The 21,290-nt window shown below is 71.3% G+C and carries 25 protein-coding genes; 11 read left to right on the top strand and 14 right to left on the bottom strand.

The window, feature by feature from the left end:
• Positions 1 to 44: 44 nt before the first annotated feature.
• The 4 genes from ACWGE1_RS30000 to ACWGE1_RS29985 all read right to left on the bottom strand — a co-directional run bounded on the left by ACWGE1_RS30000 (position 45) and on the right by ACWGE1_RS29985 (position 3,701).
• Positions 45 to 635: a malonic semialdehyde reductase gene (locus ACWGE1_RS30000; RefSeq protein WP_453423595.1), complete on the bottom strand. Its 591-nt coding sequence runs from the start codon at positions 633 to 635 to the stop codon at positions 45 to 47.
• 104 nt (positions 636 to 739) lie between these two features.
• Positions 740 to 958 (bottom strand): exodeoxyribonuclease VII small subunit, encoded by a 219-nt coding sequence (locus tag ACWGE1_RS29995; RefSeq protein WP_030385819.1) that lies wholly within the window; start codon positions 956 to 958, stop codon positions 740 to 742.
• 70 nt (positions 959 to 1,028) lie between these two features.
• Complete coding sequence (gene xseA / locus ACWGE1_RS29990; RefSeq protein WP_453423594.1) at positions 1,029 to 2,288, bottom strand: exodeoxyribonuclease VII large subunit; 1,260 nt, start codon at positions 2,286 to 2,288, stop codon at positions 1,029 to 1,031.
• A gap of 33 nt (positions 2,289 to 2,321) precedes the next feature.
• Positions 2,322 to 3,701: an APC family permease gene (locus ACWGE1_RS29985; RefSeq protein ID WP_453423593.1), complete on the bottom strand. Its 1,380-nt coding sequence runs from the start codon at positions 3,699 to 3,701 to the stop codon at positions 2,322 to 2,324.
• An 86-nt stretch (positions 3,702 to 3,787) separates the two neighbouring features.
• Between ACWGE1_RS29985 and ACWGE1_RS29980 the strand changes: the two genes are divergently transcribed.
• Both ACWGE1_RS29980 and ppgK read left to right on the top strand, forming a co-directional pair.
• Positions 3,788 to 4,792, top strand: a complete 1,005-nt coding sequence (locus ACWGE1_RS29980; protein WP_453423592.1) for a 4-hydroxy-3-methylbut-2-enyl diphosphate reductase — start codon at positions 3,788 to 3,790, stop codon at positions 4,790 to 4,792.
• 21 nt (positions 4,793 to 4,813) lie between these two features.
• Positions 4,814 to 5,602: a polyphosphate--glucose phosphotransferase gene (gene ppgK / locus ACWGE1_RS29975; protein WP_453423591.1), complete on the top strand. Its 789-nt coding sequence runs from the start codon at positions 4,814 to 4,816 to the stop codon at positions 5,600 to 5,602.
• Positions 5,603 to 5,622: 20 nt separating this feature from the next.
• Here ppgK and ACWGE1_RS29970 read toward each other — a convergent pair whose 3' ends face one another.
• Complete coding sequence (locus ACWGE1_RS29970) at positions 5,623 to 6,015, bottom strand: DUF6542 domain-containing protein (protein ID WP_453423597.1); 393 nt, start codon at positions 6,013 to 6,015, stop codon at positions 5,623 to 5,625.
• 259 nt (positions 6,016 to 6,274) lie between these two features.
• Between ACWGE1_RS29970 and ychF the strand changes: the two genes are divergently transcribed.
• Positions 6,275 to 7,363 carry a redox-regulated ATPase YchF gene (ychF, locus tag ACWGE1_RS29965; RefSeq protein ID WP_453423590.1) on the top strand — a complete coding sequence of 363 codons (1,089 nt, stop codon included), beginning with the start codon at positions 6,275 to 6,277 and terminating at the stop codon, positions 7,361 to 7,363.
• 84 nt (positions 7,364 to 7,447) lie between these two features.
• Here the strand turns inward: ychF and ACWGE1_RS29960 are convergent, their stop codons facing one another.
• Positions 7,448 to 7,711 carry a type II toxin-antitoxin system RelE family toxin gene (locus ACWGE1_RS29960; RefSeq protein ID WP_453423589.1) on the bottom strand — a complete coding sequence of 88 codons (264 nt, stop codon included), beginning with the start codon at positions 7,709 to 7,711 and terminating at the stop codon, positions 7,448 to 7,450.
• Positions 7,704 to 7,973: a type II toxin-antitoxin system Phd/YefM family antitoxin gene (locus tag ACWGE1_RS29955; protein WP_030774626.1), complete on the bottom strand. Its 270-nt coding sequence runs from the start codon at positions 7,971 to 7,973 to the stop codon at positions 7,704 to 7,706. Before ACWGE1_RS29955 ends, ACWGE1_RS29960 begins: the two co-directional genes overlap by 8 nt.
• A gap of 453 nt (positions 7,974 to 8,426) precedes the next feature.
• On the opposite strand from ACWGE1_RS29955, the gene ACWGE1_RS29950 reads away from it, so the two are divergent.
• Together ACWGE1_RS29950 and ACWGE1_RS29945 are read left to right on the top strand one after the other, a co-directional pair.
• Complete coding sequence (locus ACWGE1_RS29950; RefSeq protein ID WP_453423588.1) at positions 8,427 to 8,708, top strand: type II toxin-antitoxin system Phd/YefM family antitoxin; 282 nt, start codon at positions 8,427 to 8,429, stop codon at positions 8,706 to 8,708.
• The gene (locus tag ACWGE1_RS29945; RefSeq protein ID WP_453423587.1) at positions 8,705 to 8,959 is read left to right on the top strand and encodes a Txe/YoeB family addiction module toxin; all 255 of its coding nucleotides are present in this window, start codon (positions 8,705 to 8,707) and stop codon (positions 8,957 to 8,959) included. Before ACWGE1_RS29950 ends, ACWGE1_RS29945 begins: the two co-directional genes overlap by 4 nt.
• Before the next feature lie 28 nt (positions 8,960 to 8,987).
• Here the strand turns inward: ACWGE1_RS29945 and ACWGE1_RS29940 are convergent, their stop codons facing one another.
• From ACWGE1_RS29940 to ACWGE1_RS29930, 3 genes are all read right to left on the bottom strand, one after another.
• Positions 8,988 to 9,140: a hypothetical protein gene (locus tag ACWGE1_RS29940; protein ID WP_453423586.1), complete on the bottom strand. Its 153-nt coding sequence runs from the start codon at positions 9,138 to 9,140 to the stop codon at positions 8,988 to 8,990.
• 74 nt (positions 9,141 to 9,214) lie between these two features.
• A complete protein-coding gene (locus ACWGE1_RS29935; RefSeq protein WP_453423585.1) occupies positions 9,215 to 9,829 on the bottom strand; it encodes an antibiotic biosynthesis monooxygenase in 615 nt (204 codons plus the stop codon).
• Positions 9,830 to 10,125: 296 nt separating this feature from the next.
• Positions 10,126 to 10,854, bottom strand: coding sequence for a HEAT repeat domain-containing protein (locus ACWGE1_RS29930; protein WP_453423584.1), 729 nt, complete (start codon positions 10,852 to 10,854; stop codon positions 10,126 to 10,128).
• Positions 10,855 to 10,919: 65 nt separating this feature from the next.
• Between ACWGE1_RS29930 and ACWGE1_RS29925 the strand changes: the two genes are divergently transcribed.
• Positions 10,920 to 11,168 carry a hypothetical protein gene (locus ACWGE1_RS29925; RefSeq protein WP_453423583.1) on the top strand — a complete coding sequence of 83 codons (249 nt, stop codon included), beginning with the start codon at positions 10,920 to 10,922 and terminating at the stop codon, positions 11,166 to 11,168.
• On the opposite strand, the gene ACWGE1_RS29920 is transcribed toward ACWGE1_RS29925, so the two are convergent.
• Positions 11,140 to 12,165 carry an SMP-30/gluconolactonase/LRE family protein gene (locus tag ACWGE1_RS29920; RefSeq protein ID WP_453423582.1) on the bottom strand — a complete coding sequence of 342 codons (1,026 nt, stop codon included), beginning with the start codon at positions 12,163 to 12,165 and terminating at the stop codon, positions 11,140 to 11,142. The two genes, ACWGE1_RS29925 and ACWGE1_RS29920, sit on opposite strands and share 29 nt — an antisense overlap.
• 76 nt (positions 12,166 to 12,241) lie before the next feature.
• Here ACWGE1_RS29920 and ACWGE1_RS29915 point away from each other — a divergent pair, with 76 nt between their 5' ends.
• The 4 genes from ACWGE1_RS29915 to ACWGE1_RS29900 all read left to right on the top strand — a co-directional run bounded on the left by ACWGE1_RS29915 (position 12,242) and on the right by ACWGE1_RS29900 (position 16,120).
• Complete coding sequence (locus ACWGE1_RS29915) at positions 12,242 to 12,679, top strand: MarR family winged helix-turn-helix transcriptional regulator (RefSeq protein WP_453423581.1); 438 nt, start codon at positions 12,242 to 12,244, stop codon at positions 12,677 to 12,679.
• 384 nt (positions 12,680 to 13,063) lie between these two features.
• On the top strand, positions 13,064 to 14,101 hold the full coding sequence (locus ACWGE1_RS29910) for an alpha/beta hydrolase (RefSeq protein ID WP_453423596.1): 1,038 nt from the start codon (positions 13,064 to 13,066) through the stop codon (positions 14,099 to 14,101).
• Between the two features lie 151 nt (positions 14,102 to 14,252).
• Entirely contained in the window at positions 14,253 to 15,335 is a 1,083-nt protein-coding gene (locus tag ACWGE1_RS29905) for an alpha/beta hydrolase (RefSeq protein ID WP_453423580.1), read from the top strand.
• 8 nt (positions 15,336 to 15,343) lie between these two features.
• Entirely contained in the window at positions 15,344 to 16,120 is a 777-nt protein-coding gene (locus ACWGE1_RS29900) for a trypsin-like serine peptidase (RefSeq protein ID WP_453423579.1), read from the top strand.
• Between the two features lie 115 nt (positions 16,121 to 16,235).
• Here ACWGE1_RS29900 and ACWGE1_RS29895 read toward each other — a convergent pair whose 3' ends face one another.
• The 3 genes from ACWGE1_RS29895 to ACWGE1_RS29885 form a co-directional block, all read right to left on the bottom strand.
• A complete protein-coding gene (locus ACWGE1_RS29895; protein WP_453423578.1) occupies positions 16,236 to 17,180 on the bottom strand; it encodes an EamA family transporter in 945 nt (314 codons plus the stop codon).
• 44 nt (positions 17,181 to 17,224) lie between these two features.
• Positions 17,225 to 18,043: an isocitrate lyase/PEP mutase family protein gene (locus ACWGE1_RS29890; protein WP_453423577.1), complete on the bottom strand. Its 819-nt coding sequence runs from the start codon at positions 18,041 to 18,043 to the stop codon at positions 17,225 to 17,227.
• A gap of 198 nt (positions 18,044 to 18,241) precedes the next feature.
• On the bottom strand, positions 18,242 to 19,354 hold the full coding sequence (locus ACWGE1_RS29885) for a threonine synthase (protein ID WP_453423576.1): 1,113 nt from the start codon (positions 19,352 to 19,354) through the stop codon (positions 18,242 to 18,244).
• A 199-nt stretch (positions 19,355 to 19,553) separates the two neighbouring features.
• On the opposite strand from ACWGE1_RS29885, the gene ACWGE1_RS29880 reads away from it, so the two are divergent.
• The gene (locus tag ACWGE1_RS29880; RefSeq protein WP_453423575.1) at positions 19,554 to 21,125 is read left to right on the top strand and encodes a S8 family peptidase; all 1,572 of its coding nucleotides are present in this window, start codon (positions 19,554 to 19,556) and stop codon (positions 21,123 to 21,125) included.
• Positions 21,126 to 21,290: the final 165 nt, after the last annotated feature.

Raw genomic sequence — 21,290 nt, 5'->3', positions numbered from 1 at the left:
GGAGTCCCGGGGCGCACGGCCCTTTTCGCGTGGCGCGGAGGCGGTCAGACGGTCGTGACGACCTCGTCGAAGGCCAGGCGCGGGGAGCGGTCGAACCAGGCGCCCTCGGCCGGCTTGCCGATGTTGACGACCATGATCGGGGTGTGGTCGGCGTCCAGGAATTCCTTCTGGATGCCGGCGAAGTCGGCGCCGGTCATCGGGCCCGCGGCCAGGCCGGCGGCGCGGATGCCGATGATGAAGTACGCGGCCTGCAGCGCGGAGTTGAGCAGCGCGGACTGCTCGCGGACCGGGCGCTCGGAGAAGAACGCGTCCTTGGCCTGCGGGAAGTGCGGCAGCAGCTGCGGGAGCTCCTCGTGGAACTCGTTGTCCGCGGAGAGGATCGCCACCAGCGGGGCGGTCGCGGTCTTGGCGTCGTTGCCCTTGGCCATGTGCTGCACGAGGCGCTCGCGGGCCTCGGGGGAGCGGACCAGGGTGATGCGCAGCGGGGTCTGGTTGAAGGCGGTGGGGCCGAACTTCACCAGGTCGTATATCGCCTGGACCTGCTCCTCGGTGACCGGCTCGTCGGAGAACGAGTTGGCCGTGCGGGCCTCGCGGAACAGCAGGTCCTGCGCGGCGGAGTCAAGAACGAGAGACATCGGAAAGCCTTCTTCCATACGGAGGTGAAGCGTGGAGCGATGTCCCAGACTCTACGGCCGAGGTAGATGAACTTTCAACTAAATCCGCATTCCGGTGACCGGGATCACTCCTCCTCGGCCGGCTCGCGGGCCGCCAGCGCCGAGTCCAGCCGCGCCCTGGCCCCCTCCAGCCAGTGCCGGCAGACCTTCGCCAGCTCCTCGCCGCGCTCCCAGAGTGCGAGGGAGTCCTCCAGCGAGGTCCCGCCCGCCTCCAGCTTGCGGACGACCTCGATGAGCTCGTCGCGCGCCTGCTCGTACCCCAGCGCCGTCCCGGCCTCTGTCATTCCCGTATCCATCCTCTGTGTGCAGTGCGACCGCGTGATTGCGGCCGTGTGTCGCTGCCTTGAAAAGTCGCTACTCCGAAGCGGCTGTCGCGGCGGGGGACCCGGCCGGGTCCGCAGGCTCCACCGAGGTGACCTCCACCGCGAACGTGCCCTCCGCCACCCGCGCGCGCAGCACCTCGTGCGGCGCCACGTCCTGCGGCGAGCGCACCACGTGGCCGTCGGCCCGCTGCAGCACCGCGTACCCCCGCTCCAGGGTCGCGGCCGGGGACAGCGCCACCACCCGGGCGAGGGTGTGGGCGAGCTCCGAGTCCGCCCGGTCCAGCAGGTGCCCCAGCGTGCGCCGGGCCCGGGCCAGCAGGGCGTCCAGCTCGTCCTCGCGGATCTCCACCATCCGCTGGGGGTGGACGAAGACCGGCCGGGCCAGGGCGTGCGCGAGACCCCGCTCCTCGCGGTCGAGCAGCCCGCCGACCGCGCGCAGTCCCCGGGCCTGCAGCTGGCGCACGCGCTCCAGCTCCTCGCCGACGTCCGGGACCACCTTCTTCGCCGCGTCCGTGGGCGTCGAGGCCCGTACGTCCGCGACCAGGTCCAGCAGCGGGGAGTCCGGCTCGTGGCCGATCGCCGACACCACCGGGGTGCGGGCCGCGGCGACCGTCCGGACGACCTCCTCGTCGGAGAAGGGCAGCAGGTCCTCCACGCTGCCGCCGCCGCGCGCCACGATGATCACGTCGACCTCGTCGATGGCGTCGAGCTCCTGGACCGCCCGGACCACCTGGGGCACCGCGTGCACGCCCTGGACGGCCACGTTGCGCACCTCGAAGCGGACCGCCGGCCAGCGGCGCCGGGCGTTCTCCAGGACGTCGCGCTCGGCCGCCGAGGCCCGCCCGACCACCAGCCCGATCAGCTGCGGCAGGAAGGGCAGCGGCTTCTTGCGGTCCGACGCGAAGAGCCCCTCGGAGGCCAGGGACCGCTTGAGCCGCTCCAGCCGGGCCAGCAGCTCCCCGATGCCCACCGGCCGTATTTCCGTGGCCCGCAGGGACAGCTGGCCGCGCGGGGCGTACCACTCGGGCTTGGCCAGCAGGACGACCCGCGCGCCCTCCGAGACCACGTCCGCGACCTCGTCGTAGACCTGGCGGAAACAGGTCACGCTGACCGAGATGTCGTGCGAGGGGTCGCGCAGCGTCAGGAAGACCACCCCCGCACCCGGCCGCCGCGACAGCTGGGTGATCTGCCCCTCCACCCACACCTGGCCGAGCCGCTCGATCCAGCCCCCGATGAGCCGGGACACCTGGCCTACCGGCAGCGGCGCCTCGGCCGACGTATTCAGACCCATGCACGCAGGCTATCCGGCGCCGCCGACAGTGCGTCAGGCTCCCGTGCCGGTGTCGTGCGGCACCCGTCGGCGCCCGTGCTGGACGAGCAGCACCCCCAGGCCCGCGGCCAGCCACACCGCCCCCACCAGTTGCGCCGTCCGGGAGGCCTCGAAGATCACCGCGATGGTCACCGCCGCGCCGAGCACCGGGATCACCAGGTGCTTGAACCAGTTCGGCGGGCCCTCCTTCCGCCTGACCACGAACCAGCCCACCACCGAGGCGTGCAGCAGGGTGAAGGCCACCAGCGCCCCGACGTCCACGACCGACACCAGCTGGTCGAGCCCGTCGTCGCGCCGGGCCGCCCACACGGCCGCGACCAGCGTGATGGCGGCCGCCACCAGCAGGGCGGGCCGCGGCGTGCCGTCCGAGGTCCGGGCGAGCACCCGGGGCAGCCGCCGCTCCCGGGCCATCGCGAACACCAGCCGCCCGGCCGCCGCCTGCCCCGCCAGCGCCGCGAAGGCCGCCCCGATCGCCTTGCTGACCGCCACCAGGTCGTGCAGCCAGGGGCCGACCGCGGACTCCACCGCGTTGTAGAAGGCCGGGCCCTGCTGCGCCGGATCGGCCGCCAGCTCCGCCGCGGACACGGGCATGAGCAGCGCCGCCAGATAGCTCTGGGCGATGAACAGCACCCCGGCCAGCGCCAGGCAGAACAGCACCGCCCGCGCCACCCGCTCCGATCCCCCCGTCACCTCCTCGGCGAAGGAGGCGATGGCGTCGAAGCCGAGGTAGGACAGGACCGCCACCGACACCGCCCCCAGCACCGCCGCCGTACTGAAGCCGAGCGAGCCGTCACCGGTCAGCGGGGACAGCCAGCCGCGCCGCGCCCCGCCCTGGACCAGCACGGCCACCGCGGCGACCAGGAAGACGAGCAGGACCACGATCTCCATGGCCAGCACGGCGAAACCCACGCGCGCGGCCGCCCGTACGCCCCACAGGTTCAGCAGGGTGGTGATGACGACGGCCAGGGCCGTCCACACCCACCGGGAGACCTCCGGCACCAGCGCGTTCATCGCGATCCCCGAGAAGAGGTACGCGACCGCCGGGATCAGCAGGTAGTCGAGCATCGCCATCCACCCGGCGATCAGCCCGGGGCCCTCGCCGAGGCCCTTGCGGGCGTAGGTGAAGACCGAACCGGCCTGCGGGGCGACCCGCACCATCTGCGCGTAGCTGAAGGCCGTGAAGGCCATCGCGACGGTCGCGCACAGGTAGACGAGGGCGACGGCGCCGTGGGACTTGGCGTCGAGCGTGCCGAAGACCCCGACCGGGGCCATCGGGGCGATGAACAGCAGCCCGTAGACGACCAGGTCCCGGAAGCCGAGGCTCCGCCGCAGCGCGGTGGGCGCCGCCGCACCGGAATCCGTAACGGACGCCATCAGTCCTCCGGGGGATGGGCGGTACGGGCTTTCGGGCCAGTGTGTGCCGTACGGGGGACGCCCGGCCTCCTGGAGACCCCCGTACGATGGAGACCATGACTGCTCCCGCCCCCGCTCCCGCTTCCCGCCGTGTCCTGCTCGCCGCACCCCGCGGCTACTGCGCGGGCGTGGACCGAGCCGTGATCGCCGTCGAGAAAGCCCTTGAGCAGTACGGTGCGCCGGTCTACGTCCGCCACGAGATCGTGCACAACAAGTACGTCGTCCAGACCCTGGAGAAGAAGGGCGCCATCTTCGTCGAGCGGACGGAGGAGGTGCCCGAGGGCTCCATCGTGATGTTCTCCGCGCACGGCGTGGCGCCGGTGGTGCACGAGGAGGCTGCGCGCGGCAAGCTCGCGACGATCGACGCGACCTGCCCGCTGGTCACCAAGGTGCACAAGGAAGCCATCCGGTACGCGAACGAGGACTTCGACATCCTCCTCATCGGCCACGAGGGCCACGAGGAGGTCATCGGCACCTCCGGCGAGGCCCCGGACCACATCACGATCGTCGACGGCCCGCACGACGTGGAGAAGGTCACCGTCCGCGACGAGTCCAAGGTCGTCTGGCTCTCCCAGACCACCCTCTCGGTCGACGAGACCATGGAGACCGTCGACGCGCTGAAGACGAAGTTCCCGCTGCTCGTCTCGCCGCCCAGCGACGACATCTGCTACGCCACCTCGAACCGGCAGGCCGCCGTCAAGGTGATGGGCGCCGACTCGGACCTGGTCATCGTGGTCGGCTCGAAGAACTCCTCGAACTCGATCCGGCTCGTCGAGGTCGCCAAGGACGCCGGCGCCAAGGCCGCCCACCTGGTCGACTTCGCGAGCGAGATCGACGAGGCCTGGCTGGAGGGCGTCACCACGGTCGGCCTCACCTCGGGCGCCTCGGTGCCGGAGGTCCTGGTCGAGGAGGTCCTGGAGTGGCTGGCCGCGCGCGGCTACGCGGACGTGGAGATCGTCAAGACCGCCGAGGAGTCGATCGTCTTCTCGCTGCCGAAGGAACTCCGCCGCGACCTGCGCGCCGAGGCCGCCGAACTGGTCGCCGACAAGTAACTCGTTTCGTACGGTATGTCCATGCAGATCTTCGGCGTGGACATCGGCGGGTCCGGGATCAAGGGCGCTCCCGTGGACCTGGAACGTGGCGACCTGGCGCAGGAGCGCCACAAAGTACTGACACCGCAGCCGGCCGTCCCCGAGGGGGTGGCCGGCTGCGTCGTCGAGGTGGTGCGCAACTTCGGCTGGGACGGCCCGGTCGGGGTCACCTTCCCGGGCGTGGTCACCGGCGGCATTACCCGCACGGCCGCCAACATGGACAAGTCCTGGATCGGCGTCGACTCGGCGGCACTGCTCTCGCGCGAACTGGGCGGCCTGCCGGTCACGGTCCTGAACGACGCGGACGCGGCGGGCGTCGCGGAGATGACGTACGGGGCCGGGCGCGGCCGGGGCGGCACCGTCCTCCTGCTCACCCTGGGGACGGGCATCGGGAGCGCCCTGTTCACGGACGGGCGGCTGGTCCCGAACTCGGAACTCGGGCACCTGGAGCTGAAGGGCCACGACGCGGAGACGAGGGCGTCGGTGAAGGCCAAGGAGGACCACGACCTGACGTGGGAGCGCTGGGCGCACCGCGTGCAGAGGTACCTCCAGCACGTGGAGATGCTGTTCTCCCCGGACCTCTTCATCATCGGCGGCGGCGTCAGCCGCAAGCCGGAGAAGTTCCTGCCGCTGATCGAGGGCGTGCGGGCCGAGATCGTCCCGGCGAAGCTCCAGAACAACGCGGGCATCGTGGGAGCGGCGATGGCGGCGAAGGACGCGGCAGCGGGGAAGTCCGCAGCGGGGAAGTCCGCAAACGCGGCGAAGAAGTAGCGGGAGGCCGGTTCACCGGTTCACTGGGTGACGCGCCGGGGCACCCGCCGCCTGCCGATCAGTACGGCCTTGCGCACGAGGGCGATCAGCGCGGCGACCAGCGTCCCGGCGTACAGCCACCCCGCGTGCAGGGACAGCGCGGACACCAGACCCATCAGCTGCCCGCCGAGGCCGCCGGAGCCGCCCGAGATGGGCCACACTCCGGCGGCGAAGGCGATGGGCACGCCGATCGGCGCGGTGATCAGGTCGGCGGGCCGCACCCAGAGCGCGGTGGCGGCCGCGACGGGCAGGAAGAGCAGCCCGTAGACGAACAGCGAGGAGCCGAAGAGCAGCCAGCAGATCCCGGCCACCAGCACCATGGCGGCGCACGCGAACAGTCCGCCGCCGAGCCCGGTCAGCCGGGGCCGGGGCATCCGCCGCGCGAGCGCGGAACGCCGCGGGCCGCCGCCCTGGGCGGGCACCGCCGTGGTCCGTGTCCCGCCCCGCTGGGCGGGGGGTCGCTGCGGGTGAGGGGCCGATCGCGTCCTGTATTGCTCCACCCCACCAAACTAGGCGGGGCCCCGCCGGATCGGGCCCCGGACACGCGTACATCCACCGCCACTCATCGAAAGTAAACTGTCCGGTGGCCCACTCCCGGGCCGCCGCCCCCTCCAGCTACGGGAAGTCGCCAACGTGTCGCTCACGATCGGAATCGTCGGCCTGCCGAATGTCGGCAAGTCGACCCTGTTCAACGCCCTGACCAAGAACGACGTGCTGGCGGCCAACTACCCGTTCGCCACCATCGAGCCGAACGTCGGCGTCGTCGGCGTCCCGGACCCGCGCCTGGCCGTCCTCGCGGGCATCTTCGGTTCGCAGCGCGTCCTCCCGGCGACGGTCGACTTCGTCGACATCGCGGGCATCGTGCGCGGCGCCTCGGAGGGCGAGGGTCTCGGCAACAAGTTCCTCGCGAACATCCGTGAGTCGGACGCCATCTGCCAGGTCATCCGTGCCTTCAAGGACGAGAACGTCGTCCACGTCGACGGCAAGGTCTCGCCGAAGGACGACATCGAGACGATCAACACCGAGCTGATCCTCGCCGACCTCCAGTCCATCGAGAAGGCCGAGCCGCGCCTGACGAAGGAGTCCCGCCTCCAGAAGGAGAAGGTCGCGGTCCTCGCGGCCGTCGTCGAGGCGAAGAAGATCCTCGAGGCGGGCGACACCCTCTTCTCCAAGGGCATCACCAAGGGCACGGAGCAGGGCGACCTCCTCCACGAGCTCCACCTGCTCACCACGAAGCCCTTCCTCTACGTCTTCAACGTGGACGAGGACGAGCTGACGGACGACGCCTTCAAGGCCGAGCAGAGCGCGCTCGTCGCCCCGGCCGAGGCGATCTTCCTCAACGCGAAGCTGGAGCAGGACCTGTCCGAGCTGGACGACGAGGAGGCCCTCGAACTCCTCCAGTCGGTCGGCCAGGAGGAGCCGGGCCTCGCCACCCTCGGCCGCGTCGGCTTCGCGACCCTGGGCCTGCAGACCTACCTGACGGCCGGCCCGAAGGAAACCCGCGCCTGGACCATCAAGCAGGGCGCCACGGCCCCCGAGGCGGCCGGCGTGATCCACACCGACTTCCAGCGCGGCTTCATCAAGGCCGAGGTCATCTCCTTCGCGGACCTGGTCGCCTGCGGCTCGGTCGCCGAGGCCCGCTCGAAGGGCAAGGCCCGCATGGAGGGCAAGGACTACGTCATGCAGGACGGCGACGTGGTCGAGTTCCGCTTCAACGTCTGATCGCATATCCACAAGCGGCCTGACCTGCGAGAACGCGGGTCAGGCCGTTGTGCTGTCCGCGACAGTCCGCAGAACCGGGAGCAGCTACGTGTCGTGGACCGTGGAGCGGTGTTCGGCGTGTACGGCCCACACCACCAGCTCCCCGTTGTCGATCGTGTGGACGACACGGTAGTCGCCGACCCGTAGGCGGCGGCGCTCAGGCTGGGATACGAGTGCCGTGGTGTTGAAGCCGAAGGGGTCGCTCTCCAGCTCTGTCAGTTTGGCCAGGATGCGAAGCGCCATGTCACGCGGGATCTTGCGCAGCTCGGCCTGGGCCTCGGGCCGGAACACCGTGCGGTAGTCACTCACTGCGTGCCAGCGTCTCCCTCATCACGTCCTCGATCGGGACGCCGACGGCCGGGCTCGCCATGCGCTCGTCGATGATGCGGTTGATCTCGCGCTCTTCCCACTCCTGGTACTTGCGCAGCACCTCGATCGAGACCACGGCGGCGACCTGCTTTCCGCGACGGGTGATGACAGTGGGCACGTCGTCGCGGTCGGCGCGCTCGACGACTTCGGCCAAGTGGGCGCGTACGTCGCGGATGGACTCTATGGGCAGCGGCTGAGTCATGCCTCAAATACCGAGTGTGCCATGTGTACACAACGGGGATGGTGTGCACTCGTTGGGAAGAGCCGCCGATTGGGTGGCTGATTCCGGGGACAGGGATCCAGGAGCAGCTCCTTCCTTGCCGCTTACCGTTCGTGAGGTCACGGGCGTGATCGTGTTGGCGCCGCCATACGCGTCAGCTTCAATGTGGCCGCGGTCTGTATCGCCGGGAGGCTGCTGCCGACGTCCCGCTGCTTGCATTCCCTGTCCATCGGCCCCAGGGGTGTGGCTGCAGCGGTTCCACGCGCCACCCGGTCGGCGCTGCAGGCGCCTCCGCCGCAGGTCAGGGTCAGCCCGCAGACATTCCCGTGCCGGGATGGTGCTGGGAAATCTGCCTCCCCGTCAGTCATTTGATCCGTCCAGTGGATGCCGAGAGTGGTACGTTATTAGGTACCACTTCAGGGAAGAGGTCAGGTCATGTCCATCACCGCGAGCGAAGCCCGCAAGGAACTCTTTCCGCTGATCAAGAAGGTCAACGAGAACCACGAGGCCATCGAGATCGTCTCGAAGCACGGCAACGCCGTGCTCGTCTCGGCCGAGGACTACGCGGCGCTGCGCGAGGGCTCGTACCTGCTGCGCTCTCCGGTGAACGCCCGCCGGCTGCTCAAGGCGTACGAGAACGCCCTTTCGAACATCAACGTGTCGGAGCGCGAGCTGATCGATCCGGACTCGGCGGACGCGGGTGCGGGTGCCGCGTGAGGCTTGTCTTTGAGGATCAGGGCTGGGAGGACTACGCATCCTGGCTCAAGAGCGACCGCAAGATGCTCGCCCGGATCAACAAGCTCATCGAGGACGTCAGGCGTGACCCGTTCTCAGGGATCGGCAAGCCCGAACCTTTGAAGTACCACCTGCCTGGCGCGTGGTCGCGGCGGATCGACGACGAGCACCGCCTCGTCTACCTGGTGACGGACAAGGAGATCGTCATCCTCGCGGCTCGGTACCACTACTGACCGCCCGTGCTGACTTGGTGCCGGCTTTTCAGGTGCGCGGCGGTGTGAGCGTGGCGGTCAGGGCGGTGACGAGGCGGCCGTGCCAGGACCGCTGGGGCGACGTCAGCAGGGGAACACCGGTGGTGGTCGGGATCTCGTGGGTGCGGGGGCCGGACTCGGTCGAGTCCGGCCCCGTCTGCATTCCCGTGCCGACCCGGTGCTGACGTGGAACCGCGGTGTCGGTCCGACCGGCCCGGCGCGCGAGGGGGTGCGGGGTCAGGCGTGGGGGACCGCCGTGGCGAGGACCACCTCGAATTCCTCCAGGCTGCGGGTGGTCATGTGGGCCTTCGCCGCAGCCTCTCCGCGGACCGCCGCGACGGCGCCACGGGATGCCACGAGTGCACTGCGGTCGGTGTAGAGCGCGCCGACGGCGGCTCTGCCCCGATCACGGTCGATGAGCAGGGAGATGCCGGCCAGTCCGGGGATCTTCTGGACCCTGGGCAGTGAGGTGTCGCGGAACGTGTCCACCAGCAGGTCGATGTCGGGCGGCTCGACGTCCATGCGGACCAGCCGGAAGCCCGCGCCCGGCCCGAGTTCCTCTGCGCGCCGGGTGACCGCCGCTTCCCAGTTGTCGACGGTCACGGTCTGTGCGAAGGGCGCCATCATCTCTGCTCGCCGCTTGCTCAGGTTCTCGTAGCTGGCCTGCCGGGAGGCCTCGTCCTCCCACCACGATCCCACCAGGAGCTTGCCGAGCTCACGGTCGGCGAACAGGCCCATCCCGCGAAAGCCCGACTGTGTCGACAGCAGCGCCCGCCCGTCGGTCCGGAGAGCCTCGGCGACCCCGTCGAGCTCGGCCGGATCACCCGTTGCATAGATGCTGCGAACGTACATAGCGCCCTTTCCTGCATTCCGGTGGCCCCGCGCGGGCTCGTGTTCTCCACTCCATGCGATGGCCGGGGCGGATGGGGGTCAACGTGGCAGGGGCATTCAGGTGAAGAGGCGGGCCGTCGCCGGGCCGGCCCCTTCGTCGTCGCAGTCAGCGGCGATCAGGTCTCGTGAACGGTGGACCGGTGTCCCGCGTGAACGACCCGGAACACCAGCTCCCCGTTGTCGATCGCGTGGACGACGCGGTGGTGTTGAAGCCGCGAGGGTCGGTCTCCAACTCGGCCGGCCTGGCCAGGCCGGCATCACGCCGACGGACGTGACCTCAGGCGCAGGTCGGCGCGGTCGATCCAGGTGATGTCGGCGAAGACGTCCCCGCCGACGGGTGTTTCGGTGGCCTCCAGCAGGGCCTGTGTGCGTGTTTCCTCGACCAGTTCCTCCCAGGGCGCCGTCCAGTCGCGGTGCCAGTCAGGCGCGGTGTAGGAGGCGTGGTACGTCCGCTCGCCCTGCACCTGCCGGAACTGGGAGTAGAGGATCACCTGGCCGTGGTCGGCGAGGTCGTTGACGACCGCTTCCAAGTGCGCCGAGGGCCAGCCGTCGGCTGTCGTGTCGTGCAGGCGGGCGGTCAGCGGAGGGGTGACGGGGGTGCGGGCGCCGAGTTCGGTGAGGGCCCGCCGGATGCCCACCGACTCGCTCCGGTCCGGTGGGGTCGCCCGTTCCAGGCAGGCGCGGTAGGCCCGGCGGAGGGGTTCGACCGCGCCGTCGATCCCCAGGTCCGCCAGGGCCGTCGCCGCCCATTCCCGGACCACGGGGTCGCCGTCGTCCAGCAGGGCGATCAGGGCGGGGCCGCAGCGTGGGTCCGCGACCTGCTCGAAGACCTCGATGGCGGTCAGTCGGCCGAAGGTGCCCAGAGTCGGTAGTCCGTCGGCGATCGCGAGGGTCGCTTCGCGGCCGATGCCGACCAGCCGCACGCGGGCGGCGTACGAGGTGTCGTCGTCACTGTCGAGCTGCTGGACGAGGGCATCGGCGTTCACCGGTGCAGTCTCGTCGACGGTCCGGCCGTTGTGCCACGGATTTCCTCCGGCGCCCCGCGCAACGGGTGGCCATCGGCGCGGCGACCGTCGCCCGGGAGCTGCGGCGGGGCGGCCTGCGCAGGTACCAGCGGTGGCTGCTCTCCCTCGTCGTCGGCCTGCCCGTGGTGATCCTCGTCCGGTGGCCGGCCGGCGACGGGGCGGTGTTCACGCTCCCGCTGTGGGCAGCGCCGCTCCTGCTGCTGCCCGGGCTCCCGTACGCCGTCTCCTGCATGCGGGCCCGCCGGGTCACAGGCCGCGGACCGCGGCGACCGTGAAGGTGGTGGGGGTGCCCGAGCCGGGGGACATGGGGCCGCCCTTGTCGAACTGGGAGCGGACCACCAGCGTGCGGCCCGGGGTACGGGCGAGGGTCGTGGGGATCTGCAGGGACGGGTCCGTGACCGTACGGGTCAGCCGGGCCCGGGTGCCGTTCGCGCCGACCTGCCAGCGGGTCAGCGTGTTGGTGGTGTTGTGCGCGACGCGCAGGGTGCCGTCGGGGGAGAGGTCGAGGCCGTCGGCGGCCTTCAGGTCGCCGCCGGTGAGGGCGACGCGGCGGATCGCACCGGTGCGCAGGTCGACGCGGTAGAGGTCGCCCATCGGCATGTCCACGGCGAGGAGGTAGCGGCCCGCCGGGTCGGAGACGATGCCGTTGAGGCTGAAGCCGCCCGCCGGGCGGGGGCGCAGGGCCTGGGTGAGGTCGAAGGCCTCGGCCAGGGCGCCGCTGCCGGCGGCCAGCTGCTGCGGGGTCACGCGGTAGATCACGCCGCGGATGCTGTCGGTGAGGTACGCGGTGCCGTCCGGGGTGAGGGTCAGGTCGTTGATGAAGTGGTCGGGTGCTCCGGCTCCTCGGGCCACCTCGAAGTGGGCCAGGCGGGACCCGTCGGCGGTGTCGTAGACCGCCACGCCCGTGGTGGAGTCGGTGACCCACAGGCGGCCGAGCGCGTCGACCCGCAGGCCGTTCGCCGTGCGGCGGCCGTCGGTGCCGGAGGGCAGGAACACCTCCGCCTCGGGGCGGCCGGGGCGGGCCCGGTAGACGGTGCCGTCCGCGTACGAACCGACGTAGACCGTGCGCGTGCGGGGATCGACGGCGATGCCCTCCGGGTAGACCTTCGCGCCGGGCAGGGCGAAGGCCGTGGATATCCGGGCATCGCCCGCGGGGGACTGCGGCTGCGCCCGGGCCGGGGCCGGGGCCGCACCCAGGGTGAGCGCCACCGCCAGAGAGGCGGTCAGGGCGGTGGGCAGGGCGGTGCGCAGGAGGGACTTCGTCTTCATCATCGTCCTCTATCGATCGGTTGAGGGCGAATGTATGTTAGAGCTCTAATGATTGCAAGGGTGGCCGTAGGATGCGGGCATGACCTCCATGGCCCCCGAGGAGCGCATCGGCTCTCACCTCAAGCGCGCTGAGCAGGCACTTCTCGCGGCGAAGAACGCGGCGTGCAAGCCGGCCGCAGTAACGGTTCCGCAGTACGCCGCGCTGCTCTGGCTGGCCGAGAAGCCCGGCATCTCGGCCGCCGCGCTCGCCCGGCTGTGCGGAGTGACGCCGCCGACCATGAACACCGTGCTGAAGAACCTCCAGGAGCGCGGGCTCATCGAGCGGACCCCGCACGAATGGCACCGCAACGTCCTGGAGACCAGGCTCACGGACGAGGGCCGTACGGTCATGGAGCTGGCGGACTCCGGCGCGGTACGGGTGGAGCGCGCGCTCGCCGCCGCATTCACCGGCGAGGAGCGGGAGTTGCTCATCCGGCTGCTCGGGCGGTGTGCGGACGTGCTCGACGCCCAGCGCTGAGGGCGGCGGGCCCCCGGGTTTCCCCGGCATGATTTTGCTTGGATTTGGAACTGGGCGGGGCGTTCGCACATCAGAAGTAGGGGAGCCCAGCCGTTCTGCCCTCGGGGGCAGTCATGACCGTTCGGAGCGAAGTCCGTGCACCAGTACCCGCAGCGCCCGCGGCCCGATGACCAGCCCGCGTACCAGGAGTACCCCGGGTCCGGGTACCAGGAGCAGCCGCCGCGCCAGCAGCATCAGCCGCCGCATCAGCAGTACCAGCCACCACATCAGCAGTACCAGCCACCGCACCAGCAGTACCAGCCGTACCCGGGGCAGCCGCCGGCCGCCGAGGCGTTCACCCCGCAGCCCCCGGAGCCGCCGCGGCCCGGGCGCTCCCGGCGCCGAATATGGATCAGCGCGACGGTCGCCCTCGCGCTCCTGCTCGGCGGCGGCGGATTCGCCGCCTGGAAGCTCGACTGGTTCTCCGGCAACGGCGAGGCCGTGAGCTTCGGGAAGAACCCCCCGGCAGCGGGCAAGCCGGACCCGAGTGCCCCGGCGGCCGCGGCCAAGCCCTCCGGCGACCCGGACGTGCTCATGCCGACCGGCCCGAAGTCCGACTTCAAGCAGACGACCAAGCTCGAGGACGGCACGATCATCGCCAAGACCCGCCTCGCGGGCGCGAAGTCGGGCTTCGAGGGCAACGTCTGGGTGTGGGCGCCCAAGGAGTACGACGACCCGAAGTACGCCAAGAGCGGCTTCCCGGTCCTCATCGCGCTCCCCGGCGGCAACGGCTTCCCCGACAACTACTGGTCCGACCGCAGCCTCGGCCTCCAGAAGGCCATCAGCGACGGGGTCAAGGCCGGTACCAGCCTCCCGTACATCGTGATCATGCCGGCGCTCAATCCGGACGCCAAGTACTACTACGACGGCTCCGACATCCCCGGCCAGCCCAAGATGGGCACGTGGATAGCCGAGGACGTCCCGGACTTCGCCAGGGCCAACTTCCGTACGTACAAGTCCCGTGACGGCTGGGCCTTCATGGGCTCCTCCTCCGGTGCCTTCGTCGGCATGAAGACCGTCCTGCAGCACCCGGACCGGTTCAAGGCCGTGATCGCGAGCGGCGGTGAGATCGTCCCCGACTCCCCGCTGTGGAAGGGCCACCAGGCGGAGATGGACGCGAACAACCCGGAGAAGCTCGCCCAGAAGCTGATCGACACCAAGGGTCCCGAGGTCTACATCAACTTCCAGATCGGCACCAAGGAGAGCGGGAAGGAGCGGATGACGAAGTTCGTGCAGCAGTACGGCAAGGGCCCCGTCAAGACGACCGTCCGCGACATCCAGAACGGTGAGCACAACGGCTGGCACTACGTCCGGGGCATGAAGGAAGGCTCCCTGGAGTGGGTCAGCAAGGTCCTCAAGGGCCCGAAGCCCGAAGCCGGCTGACCGGACCGGGCACCGCGTGGTGCTCGCCACGTCACGCCCGTCCCAGGCAACCCATCCCGTCGTTCATACCTCTGTAAAGGGTGTAAGGGGGACCGATCGGTCCGACCCGCGCTCCTGGGTGAGCGCCGGAGAAGGAACGGGACAAAAAACCGTGCAGCATGACCAGCAAGGCGACGGCAGCCCCATGACCGAGGGCGGCCGTCGCCCCCACCGCCTGCGCATGATCCTGATCAGCTGCGGGCTCGCGCTCACCCTCACCGGGGGCGGCGTGGCAGCGTACAAATACGGCCTCTTCTCGGACATAGGGGATCCGGTGTCCTTCGGGAAGGTCGAGGAAAAGGCCGTCGCCGCCGCCGAGGTCCCGCCCGAGGTGCGCATGCCCACCGGGCCGAAGGCCTCGTTCGTCCGTACGTACCGGATGCCGGACGGCACCCAGATCGGCCGGACCACCCTCACCGGCAAGAAGTCCGGCTTCACGGGTGACGTCTGGGTGTGGGTGCCCAAGGAGTACGACGACCCGAGGTACGCCAAGAGCGGCTTCCCGGTGCTGATCTCCCTGCCCGGCGGCCGCGGCTACCCCACCAACTACTGGGGGACGGGTCCCGGCCTCGGCCTCCAGCAGGCCGTGAGCGACGGGGCCAAGACCGGCAAGAGCCTGCCCTTCATCCTGATCATGCCGGTGCACAACGCCGACACCAAGCACCACTTCGACGCCTCTGACATCCCCGGCCAGCCGAAGATGGGCACCTGGATGGTCGAAGACGTCCCGGATTTCACGAAGGCCAATTTCCGGACCTTCACCTCCCGCGACGGGTGGGCCTTCATGGGCTCGTCGGCGGGCGGATTCGGTGCCTTCAAGCACGTCCTGAAGCACCCCGACCGGTTCAAGGCGGCCATCGCGAGCGGGGTCGACATCGTCCCCGACTCCCCGCTGTGGCAGGGGAACGCGCAGGCCATGAACGCGGACAACCCGGAGAAGCTCGCCGAGAAGCTGATCGCGGCGAGCGGTCCGGACGTCTACATCAACTTCCAGATCGGCACCGCGGAGAGCGGCCGCGACAAGGCCGAGAAGTTCATGAAGGACTACGGCAGGGGCCCCGTGCACACCTCGCTGCAGGTGATCCAGGATGGTGAGCACAACGGAAAGTCGTACGTGCGCGGTATGAGGGAGGGCTCCCTGGAGTGGATCAGCAAGGTGATGAAGGCACCGACACCCGATCCCGGCGTGCAGTGAGCACGGTGGTGAAGGGGGCATCGGCCGCCGCAGCGGGTATCGCGATGCTGTGCGCCGTGGCCTTCCTCAAGGCGCCCGGCGAGCGGCCGGTGCTCCCCTTCCCCACCGTCGGAGTACTCATGGCGGGCGGCGAGCACTGGTGCACGGCGAGCGTCGTCGACAGCCCCGGGGGCAACGTCGTCGCCACCGCCGCGCACTGCGTGGCCCCCGCCGGCGAGGACGGACAGCCGGGCGAGGTGGCCCACGACGGCCTGGCGATCGGCGAGCTCTCCTTCGCCCCGGCCTTCTCCGGCGAGGGCGACGGCACCCAGCCCCTCGGGGTGTGGAAGGTCCGTTCGATCCACGTGGACGACCGCTGGACGAAATGGGGCGAGGACACCGCCGACTTCGCCTTCCTCACCATCGAACCGGACGAGGACGGCCGCAGCATCCAGCAGGCGGTCGGCGGCGGGGGCGAGGCCCCGAAGCCGGAGTGGACCTCGGGCTACGAGCGGGACGTCACCGTCGTCGGCTATCCGGAGTCCGAGCACAACCCGCAGAACAAGCCCGTCTCCTGCACGACGCGGACCCGCCACGACGAGGACGACCCCGACATGCTCTACATGAGCTGCGCCGGCTTCTGGACGGGGACCAGCGGCAGCCCCTGGATCGCCGACCGTGGTGGTCCGGACCCGGGCGGGCGGCTGATCGGGGTGCTGAGCGGCGGGGACACGGACGTGGACTCCACGGCCGCGCTGTTCGACGAGCACGCGAAGGCCCTGTACGAGCGGGCCGCGCGGGGCTGAGCGCGCCCGCGCCGCGCGCGGCCGACCGTGCCGGCGCGACCGACGGCGTCCGAGCGACCGACGGGGCCCGAGCCGACGAAGGTGTCCGAGCCGTCGAACGTGTCCGAGCCGCCGGTCACTTCTTCCCGCGCTCCGTACTGACGATCACACCCACCGCTGCCACGACGACCGCACCGCCGACCACGATCGGCCAGGTCAGGGCCTCGTCGAGGATCAGCGCACCGAGCGCGACAGCGACGACCGGATTGACGTAGGCGTACGTGGCCACCAGCGACAGCGGTGCGGCCTGGAGCAGCCACACGTACGCCGTGAAACCGACGAGCGAGCCGACCAGGGTCAGATACCCCAGGGCCAGCCAGGAGGCGGTGGAGAACGCCGCCGGGCCCAGGCCGCGCTGCTCGCCGCGGAGCAGCCCGACGACCACGGCGGCACTCCCGCCCACGACCATCTGGTAGGCGCTGCCCGTGAAGGGATTGCCAGGCAGCTTCAGCCTCGGCGAGGCGAACGAGCCCAGCGACCACAGGACCGAGGCCCCCACCACCAGCAGCACCCCCCACAGCTGCACCGACCCGCTGAACCCGGGAGCCGTCAGCACCGCCAGCCCGGCCAGACCCACCAGCACCCCGGCCAGGGTGCGCCGCGGAGGCCGATCGCCGGTGCTCGCCCGGAGCACCACCACCCACATCGGCACCGCCGCCACCAGCAGCGCGGCGAGACCGGACGGCACCGCGGTCTCGGCGAGGACGACCAGGCCGTTCCCGCCGAGGATCAGCAGCAGACCGACCAGGGCCGCCGAGCCGAGCTGCGCCCGGGTGGCCCGCAGGGCTCCCGGACCGTAGCGCCAGGCGACGCCGGCGGCCAGTACCAGGCCGGCGGTGATGAAGCGGGCTCCGGCGGAGAGGAAGGGCGGCATGGTCTCGACGACGATCCGGATGCCGAGGTAGGTCGAGCCCCAGACCACGTAGACGAGGGCGAGGGCGGCCCAGACCGCGCCGGAGATCCTGCCGGGCGCGGTGGCGGCCGCGGAGTCCTTGCCGTCCACCGGAGTTGAGGTGCTCATGCTCGGATCCTATGGTCGTTGGCCCATGCAGGCTTCCGGGTTTCTCAGCCCTTGAGCAGGCTGTTCAGCTCGCCGTACGGGAGGGAGTCCGCGAGCGACCCGTAGGTGCCGCCGGAGATCAGCTCCTCGGCGGCGCGGCGGACCACGGCGTACGCGGCTTCGGCGACCCAGGAGCCGAGGCTGACGCGGGACACGCCGAGGGCGCCGAACTCGGCGACGGTCGGGGCGCCGGGGCCGAGCAGGATGTTGAGGGGGGCGTCGATGCCCTTGGCCAGCTCGGAGACGGTGGCCGGGTCGAGGACGCCGGGCACGAAGACGCCGGTGGCTCCCGCCCGCAGGTACGCGGCGGCGCGGGCGAGGGTGTCGTCCAGCCGGGTGGCGCTCTCGCCGAAGCCCCGGAGGTAGGTGTCGATACGGGCGTTGATGTAGAGCGGGACCCCGGCGGCGTCGGCGGCGGCGCGGGCCGCGGCCAGGCGCTCGATCTGCTCGGCGGGGTCGCGGTGGCCGTCCTCGATGTTGATGCCGACCGCGCCCGCGGCGAGGACCCCGGTGACGGTCTCGCCCACGGCGGCCGGGTCGGCCCCGAAGCCGCCTTCGATGTCGGCGGTGACGGGTACGGAGACGGCGGCGACCACGCGGGCGACGAGATCGAGGGCCCGGTCGCGGGCGAGCGCGTCGCCGTCGGGGGACCCGAGGGACCAGGCGACTCCGGCGCTGGTGGTGGCGACGGCGGGGGCGCCGGTGGCCTCGACGATGCGGGCACTGGCGACGTCCCAGGCATTGGCGAGGGCGAGGGGGGCGGAGGGCGTGTGCAGGGCGGCGAACGCCGCGGCCCGGGCGGGGAGATCAACATGGGTGGTCATGGGCCCAGTTCACCAGACCGGGTGCGCCCGGGCTCGCGGTTTTCCGACATCTGCGTCGAGGGCGCCGGGCGGGTGCGGCGCCGCGCCCGGGGGCCCTGCCCGGGCCCGGTGCCGGGCGGGCCCGGACCCCCGCGCAGGGCGGACCTCCGAGCCGGGCGGACCCCCGAGCCGGGCGGACCCGGGCGCCGCCCCGCCGGGCTACGGCGCCAGGCCCGTCTTCGCCCCCGCGCCGCAGAGGGGGATCACCGCGGTGCGGCCCTGCAGCGGATCCGCCGGGGCCGACGGGCCCACCGCGGCCCAGCATGCCGCGGCCGTCGGCTCCACGAAGAGGCCGCGGCGGGCCAGGTCCCGCTGGGCCTCGCGCAGCCGGGCGTCCGGGACGGTCAGGAAGGTGCCGCCGGACTTGCGGACCGCGGCCAGGATCTGGCGGGCCCGGGGCGGCGCCGGGATGGCGATCCCCTCGGCCAGGGTCGGCCGCTGGTCCACCGGCGGGGCGTCCTCCGCGCCCGACTCGAAGGCCCGGGCCAGCGGGGCCACCGCCTCCGACTGGACCGCGATCAGGGCCGGCGGCCTGACCCCGCGCCGGGCCAGTTCCTCCACGGCCAGTGCCGCCCCGAGCAGCAGGGTGCCGTTGCCCACCGGGACCACCAGGGCCTCGGGCAGCCGGCCGCCCATCTCCTCCCACACCTCGTACACGTACGTCTTGGTCCCGTGCAGGAAGTAGGGGTTGAACACGTGGCTCGCGTAGAAGACCCCGGGCGCGTCCGCCGCCGTACGGGCGGCCTGCGCCGCGGCCTCGCGGCCGCCGGGGATCACGCGGACGACCGCCCCGTGCGCCCGCATCTGTTCCGTCTTCTTCTCCGACGTGCCTTCGGGCACGAAGACTTCGCAGTCCAGCCCGGCCCGTGCGCAGTACGCGGCCACCGAGGTCCCGGCGTTGCCGCTGCTGTCCGCCACGACCCGCTCCGGTGCGAGCCGCCGGGCGAGCTCGACGAGCATCACCGCGCCCCGGTCCTTGAAGGACAGGGTGGGCATCAGGTAGTCGAGTTTGGCGTGAACCCGCTCTCCCAGCGGAACCAGCGGAGTGTGCCCCTCCGCCAGCGATACGGAGAACGCCCCCGGCAGGGGCAGCACGGCTCCGTAACGCCACAGCGAATTCGGGCCCGCGGCCGGTTCCAGGACGGCGGCCGGGTCCGGCGTGAAATCGAGGTCCCAGGGGCCGCCGCAGACGGGGCACCCCCAAGGAGCAGTCCGGACGTCCGCGCGTGTACCGTCCTCTGAGCAGACGTAACCGGGGGGTGCGTGCGTCATGTGTGGAGCACCTTTGCTCGGTCATGGCCGGTGTACGGCATGGATGTTACGCGTCCGCTGATCCTTTACGGGGTCGCGCCGGGGGTGGGTCAACCCTTCGGCGGCGACAGCCCGTTGGGCCGTCCGGATTGTCATGGTCACGTTTTCGCGGCAGCGCCGCGCCCCCCGCAGTGCACCACCTAGGAGGAGGACCCGTCACATGCCAGTGATGCGTCATAAAAGCCGGAAGATCGCCGGCATCAGCGCGACCGCGGTCGTGGCCCTCGCGCTCGGCGCGGCGTGGGCGCTTCCCGCGTCCGCGGTCGGCATCGGTGCATCCGGCGTGATCCAGAACGCCGGAGCTCCGGGGTCCATACCCGGCAGCTACATCGTGACCCTGAAGGACTCCGCGGCCCGGTCCACCGCCGACAGCGGCAGGGCCGTCGCGAAGCGCTACGGTGCGAAGATCGACAAGACCTACAGCGCCGCCCTCAACGGCTACTCCGTCAAGGTCTCCGAGACGCAGGCCAAGAAGCTGGCCGCCGACCCCGCGGTCAAGTCGGTCGTGCAGAACCGCACCTTCACCGTCAGCACCACCCAGCCGAACCCGCCGTCGTGGGGTCTGGACCGTGCCGACCAGCGTGCGCTGCCGCTCAACCAGAGCTACACCTACCCGGACCAGGCCGGCCAGGGCGTCACCGCGTACGTCATCGACACCGGTGTCCGCATCACCCACCAGGACTTCGGCGGGCGCGCCTCCTACGGCTACGACGCCATCGACAACGACTACGTCGCCCAGGACGGCCACGGCCACGGCACGCACGTGGCCGGCACCGTCGCGGGCGGTTCGTTCGGCGTGGCCAAGAAGGCCAAGATCGTCGGCGTCCGCGTCCTCGACAACAGCGGCAACGGCACCACCGCCCAGGTCGTCGCGGGCATCGACTGGGTGACCGCCAACGCCGTCAAGCCGGCCGTCGCCAACATGTCGCTCGGCGGCGGGGTCGACTCCGCGCTCGACGCGGCCGTGCGCAACTCCATCGCCTCCGGCATCACCTACGCGGTGGCCGCGGGCAACGAGTCCGTCGACGCCTCCAAGAAGTCCCCGGCGCGCGTCACCGAGGCCCTCACGGTCGGCGCCACCACCAGCACCGACGCCAGGGCGGCCTACTCCAACTACGGCTCCGTCGTGGACATCTTCGCGCCGGGCTCCGCCATCACCTCCGCGTGGGGCACGGGCGACACCGCCACCAACACGATCAACGGCACCTCGATGGCCACGCCGCACGTCGCCGGCGCGGCCGCCGTCTACCTGTCGCAGAACCCGGCCAGCACCCCGGCCCAGGTGGCCACGGCCCTGGTGGGCTCGTCCACCCCGAACGTGGTCACCGGCCCCGGCGCCGGCTCGCCGAACCGGCTGCTCCACGTCACCGCCCAGGGTCCCGTCCCGCCGGGTGCGCGCTTCGAGAACACGGCCGACTTCACGGTGGGCGACAACGCGACCGCCCAGTCGTCGATCACCGTCAGCGGTGTCGTCGGCAACGCCCCGTCGGCGCTGAAGATCCCGATCGACATCAAGCACACGTACATCGGTGACCTCAAGGTGGACCTGGTCGCGCCCGACGGCACCGTCTACACCCTGCACAACCGTGCCAACGGCGGCGACGACAACATCATCAGGACCTTCACCGTGAACGCCTCGGCCGAGACGGCCAATGGCGTCTGGAGGCTCCGCGTGAACGACAACGCGACCGGCGACACCGGGAAGATCGACTCCTGGGCGCTCCAGTTCTGAGCGGCCGCAGGCACGGCCCCTGACCGGGCCATGGGCAACAGCGGGGGCGCGCGACATTAAGAAGACCCCCCCGGGGTACCAAAATGCGCAATCAGTAGCCCCCCCCCCCGGCCGCCCCCCCCTTCCACGTGGGATGGGGGGCGCCCCCGGGGGACCCCCCCGGGC

This window comes from Streptomyces sp. NPDC054932 (assembly GCF_053610205.1).
Note: the sequence above shows the minus strand (reverse complement) of the source record. Positions and strands in the feature narration are given on the sequence as shown.

Excerpts from the sequence above, each read along its gene's own strand:
- ACWGE1_RS29950 (WP_453423588.1), top strand. The coding sequence starts at position 8,427 with ATGTCCATCACCGCGAGCGAAGCCCGCAAGGAACTCTTTCCGCTGATC.
- ACWGE1_RS29935 (WP_453423585.1), bottom strand. The coding sequence starts at position 9,829 with ATGTACGTTCGCAGCATCTATGCAACGGGTGATCCGGCCGAGCTCGAC.
- ppgK (WP_453423591.1), top strand. The coding sequence starts at position 4,814 with ATGCAGATCTTCGGCGTGGACATCGGCGGGTCCGGGATCAAGGGCGCT.
- ACWGE1_RS29985 (WP_453423593.1), bottom strand. The coding sequence starts at position 3,701 with ATGGCGTCCGTTACGGATTCCGGTGCGGCGGCGCCCACCGCGCTGCGG.
- ACWGE1_RS29955 (WP_030774626.1), bottom strand. The coding sequence starts at position 7,973 with ATGACTCAGCCGCTGCCCATAGAGTCCATCCGCGACGTACGCGCCCAC.
- ACWGE1_RS29920 (WP_453423582.1), bottom strand. The coding sequence starts at position 12,165 with ATGATGAAGACGAAGTCCCTCCTGCGCACCGCCCTGCCCACCGCCCTG.
- ACWGE1_RS29940 (WP_453423586.1), bottom strand. The coding sequence starts at position 9,140 with ATGCAGACGGGGCCGGACTCGACCGAGTCCGGCCCCCGCACCCACGAG.
- ACWGE1_RS29895 (WP_453423578.1), bottom strand. The coding sequence starts at position 17,180 with ATGAGCACCTCAACTCCGGTGGACGGCAAGGACTCCGCGGCCGCCACC.
- ACWGE1_RS29970 (WP_453423597.1), bottom strand. The coding sequence starts at position 6,015 with ATGCCCCGGCCCCGGCTGACCGGGCTCGGCGGCGGACTGTTCGCGTGC.
- ACWGE1_RS29995 (WP_030385819.1), bottom strand. The coding sequence starts at position 958 with ATGACAGAGGCCGGGACGGCGCTGGGGTACGAGCAGGCGCGCGACGAG.
- ACWGE1_RS29890 (WP_453423577.1), bottom strand. The coding sequence starts at position 18,043 with ATGACCACCCATGTTGATCTCCCCGCCCGGGCCGCGGCGTTCGCCGCC.
- ACWGE1_RS29880 (WP_453423575.1), top strand. The coding sequence starts at position 19,554 with ATGCCAGTGATGCGTCATAAAAGCCGGAAGATCGCCGGCATCAGCGCG.
- ACWGE1_RS29885 (WP_453423576.1), bottom strand. The coding sequence starts at position 19,354 with ATGACGCACGCACCCCCCGGTTACGTCTGCTCAGAGGACGGTACACGC.
- ACWGE1_RS29915 (WP_453423581.1), top strand. The coding sequence starts at position 12,242 with ATGACCTCCATGGCCCCCGAGGAGCGCATCGGCTCTCACCTCAAGCGC.
- ACWGE1_RS29980 (WP_453423592.1), top strand. The coding sequence starts at position 3,788 with ATGGAGACCATGACTGCTCCCGCCCCCGCTCCCGCTTCCCGCCGTGTC.
- xseA (WP_453423594.1), bottom strand. The coding sequence starts at position 2,288 with ATGGGTCTGAATACGTCGGCCGAGGCGCCGCTGCCGGTAGGCCAGGTG.
- ACWGE1_RS30000 (WP_453423595.1), bottom strand. The coding sequence starts at position 635 with ATGTCTCTCGTTCTTGACTCCGCCGCGCAGGACCTGCTGTTCCGCGAG.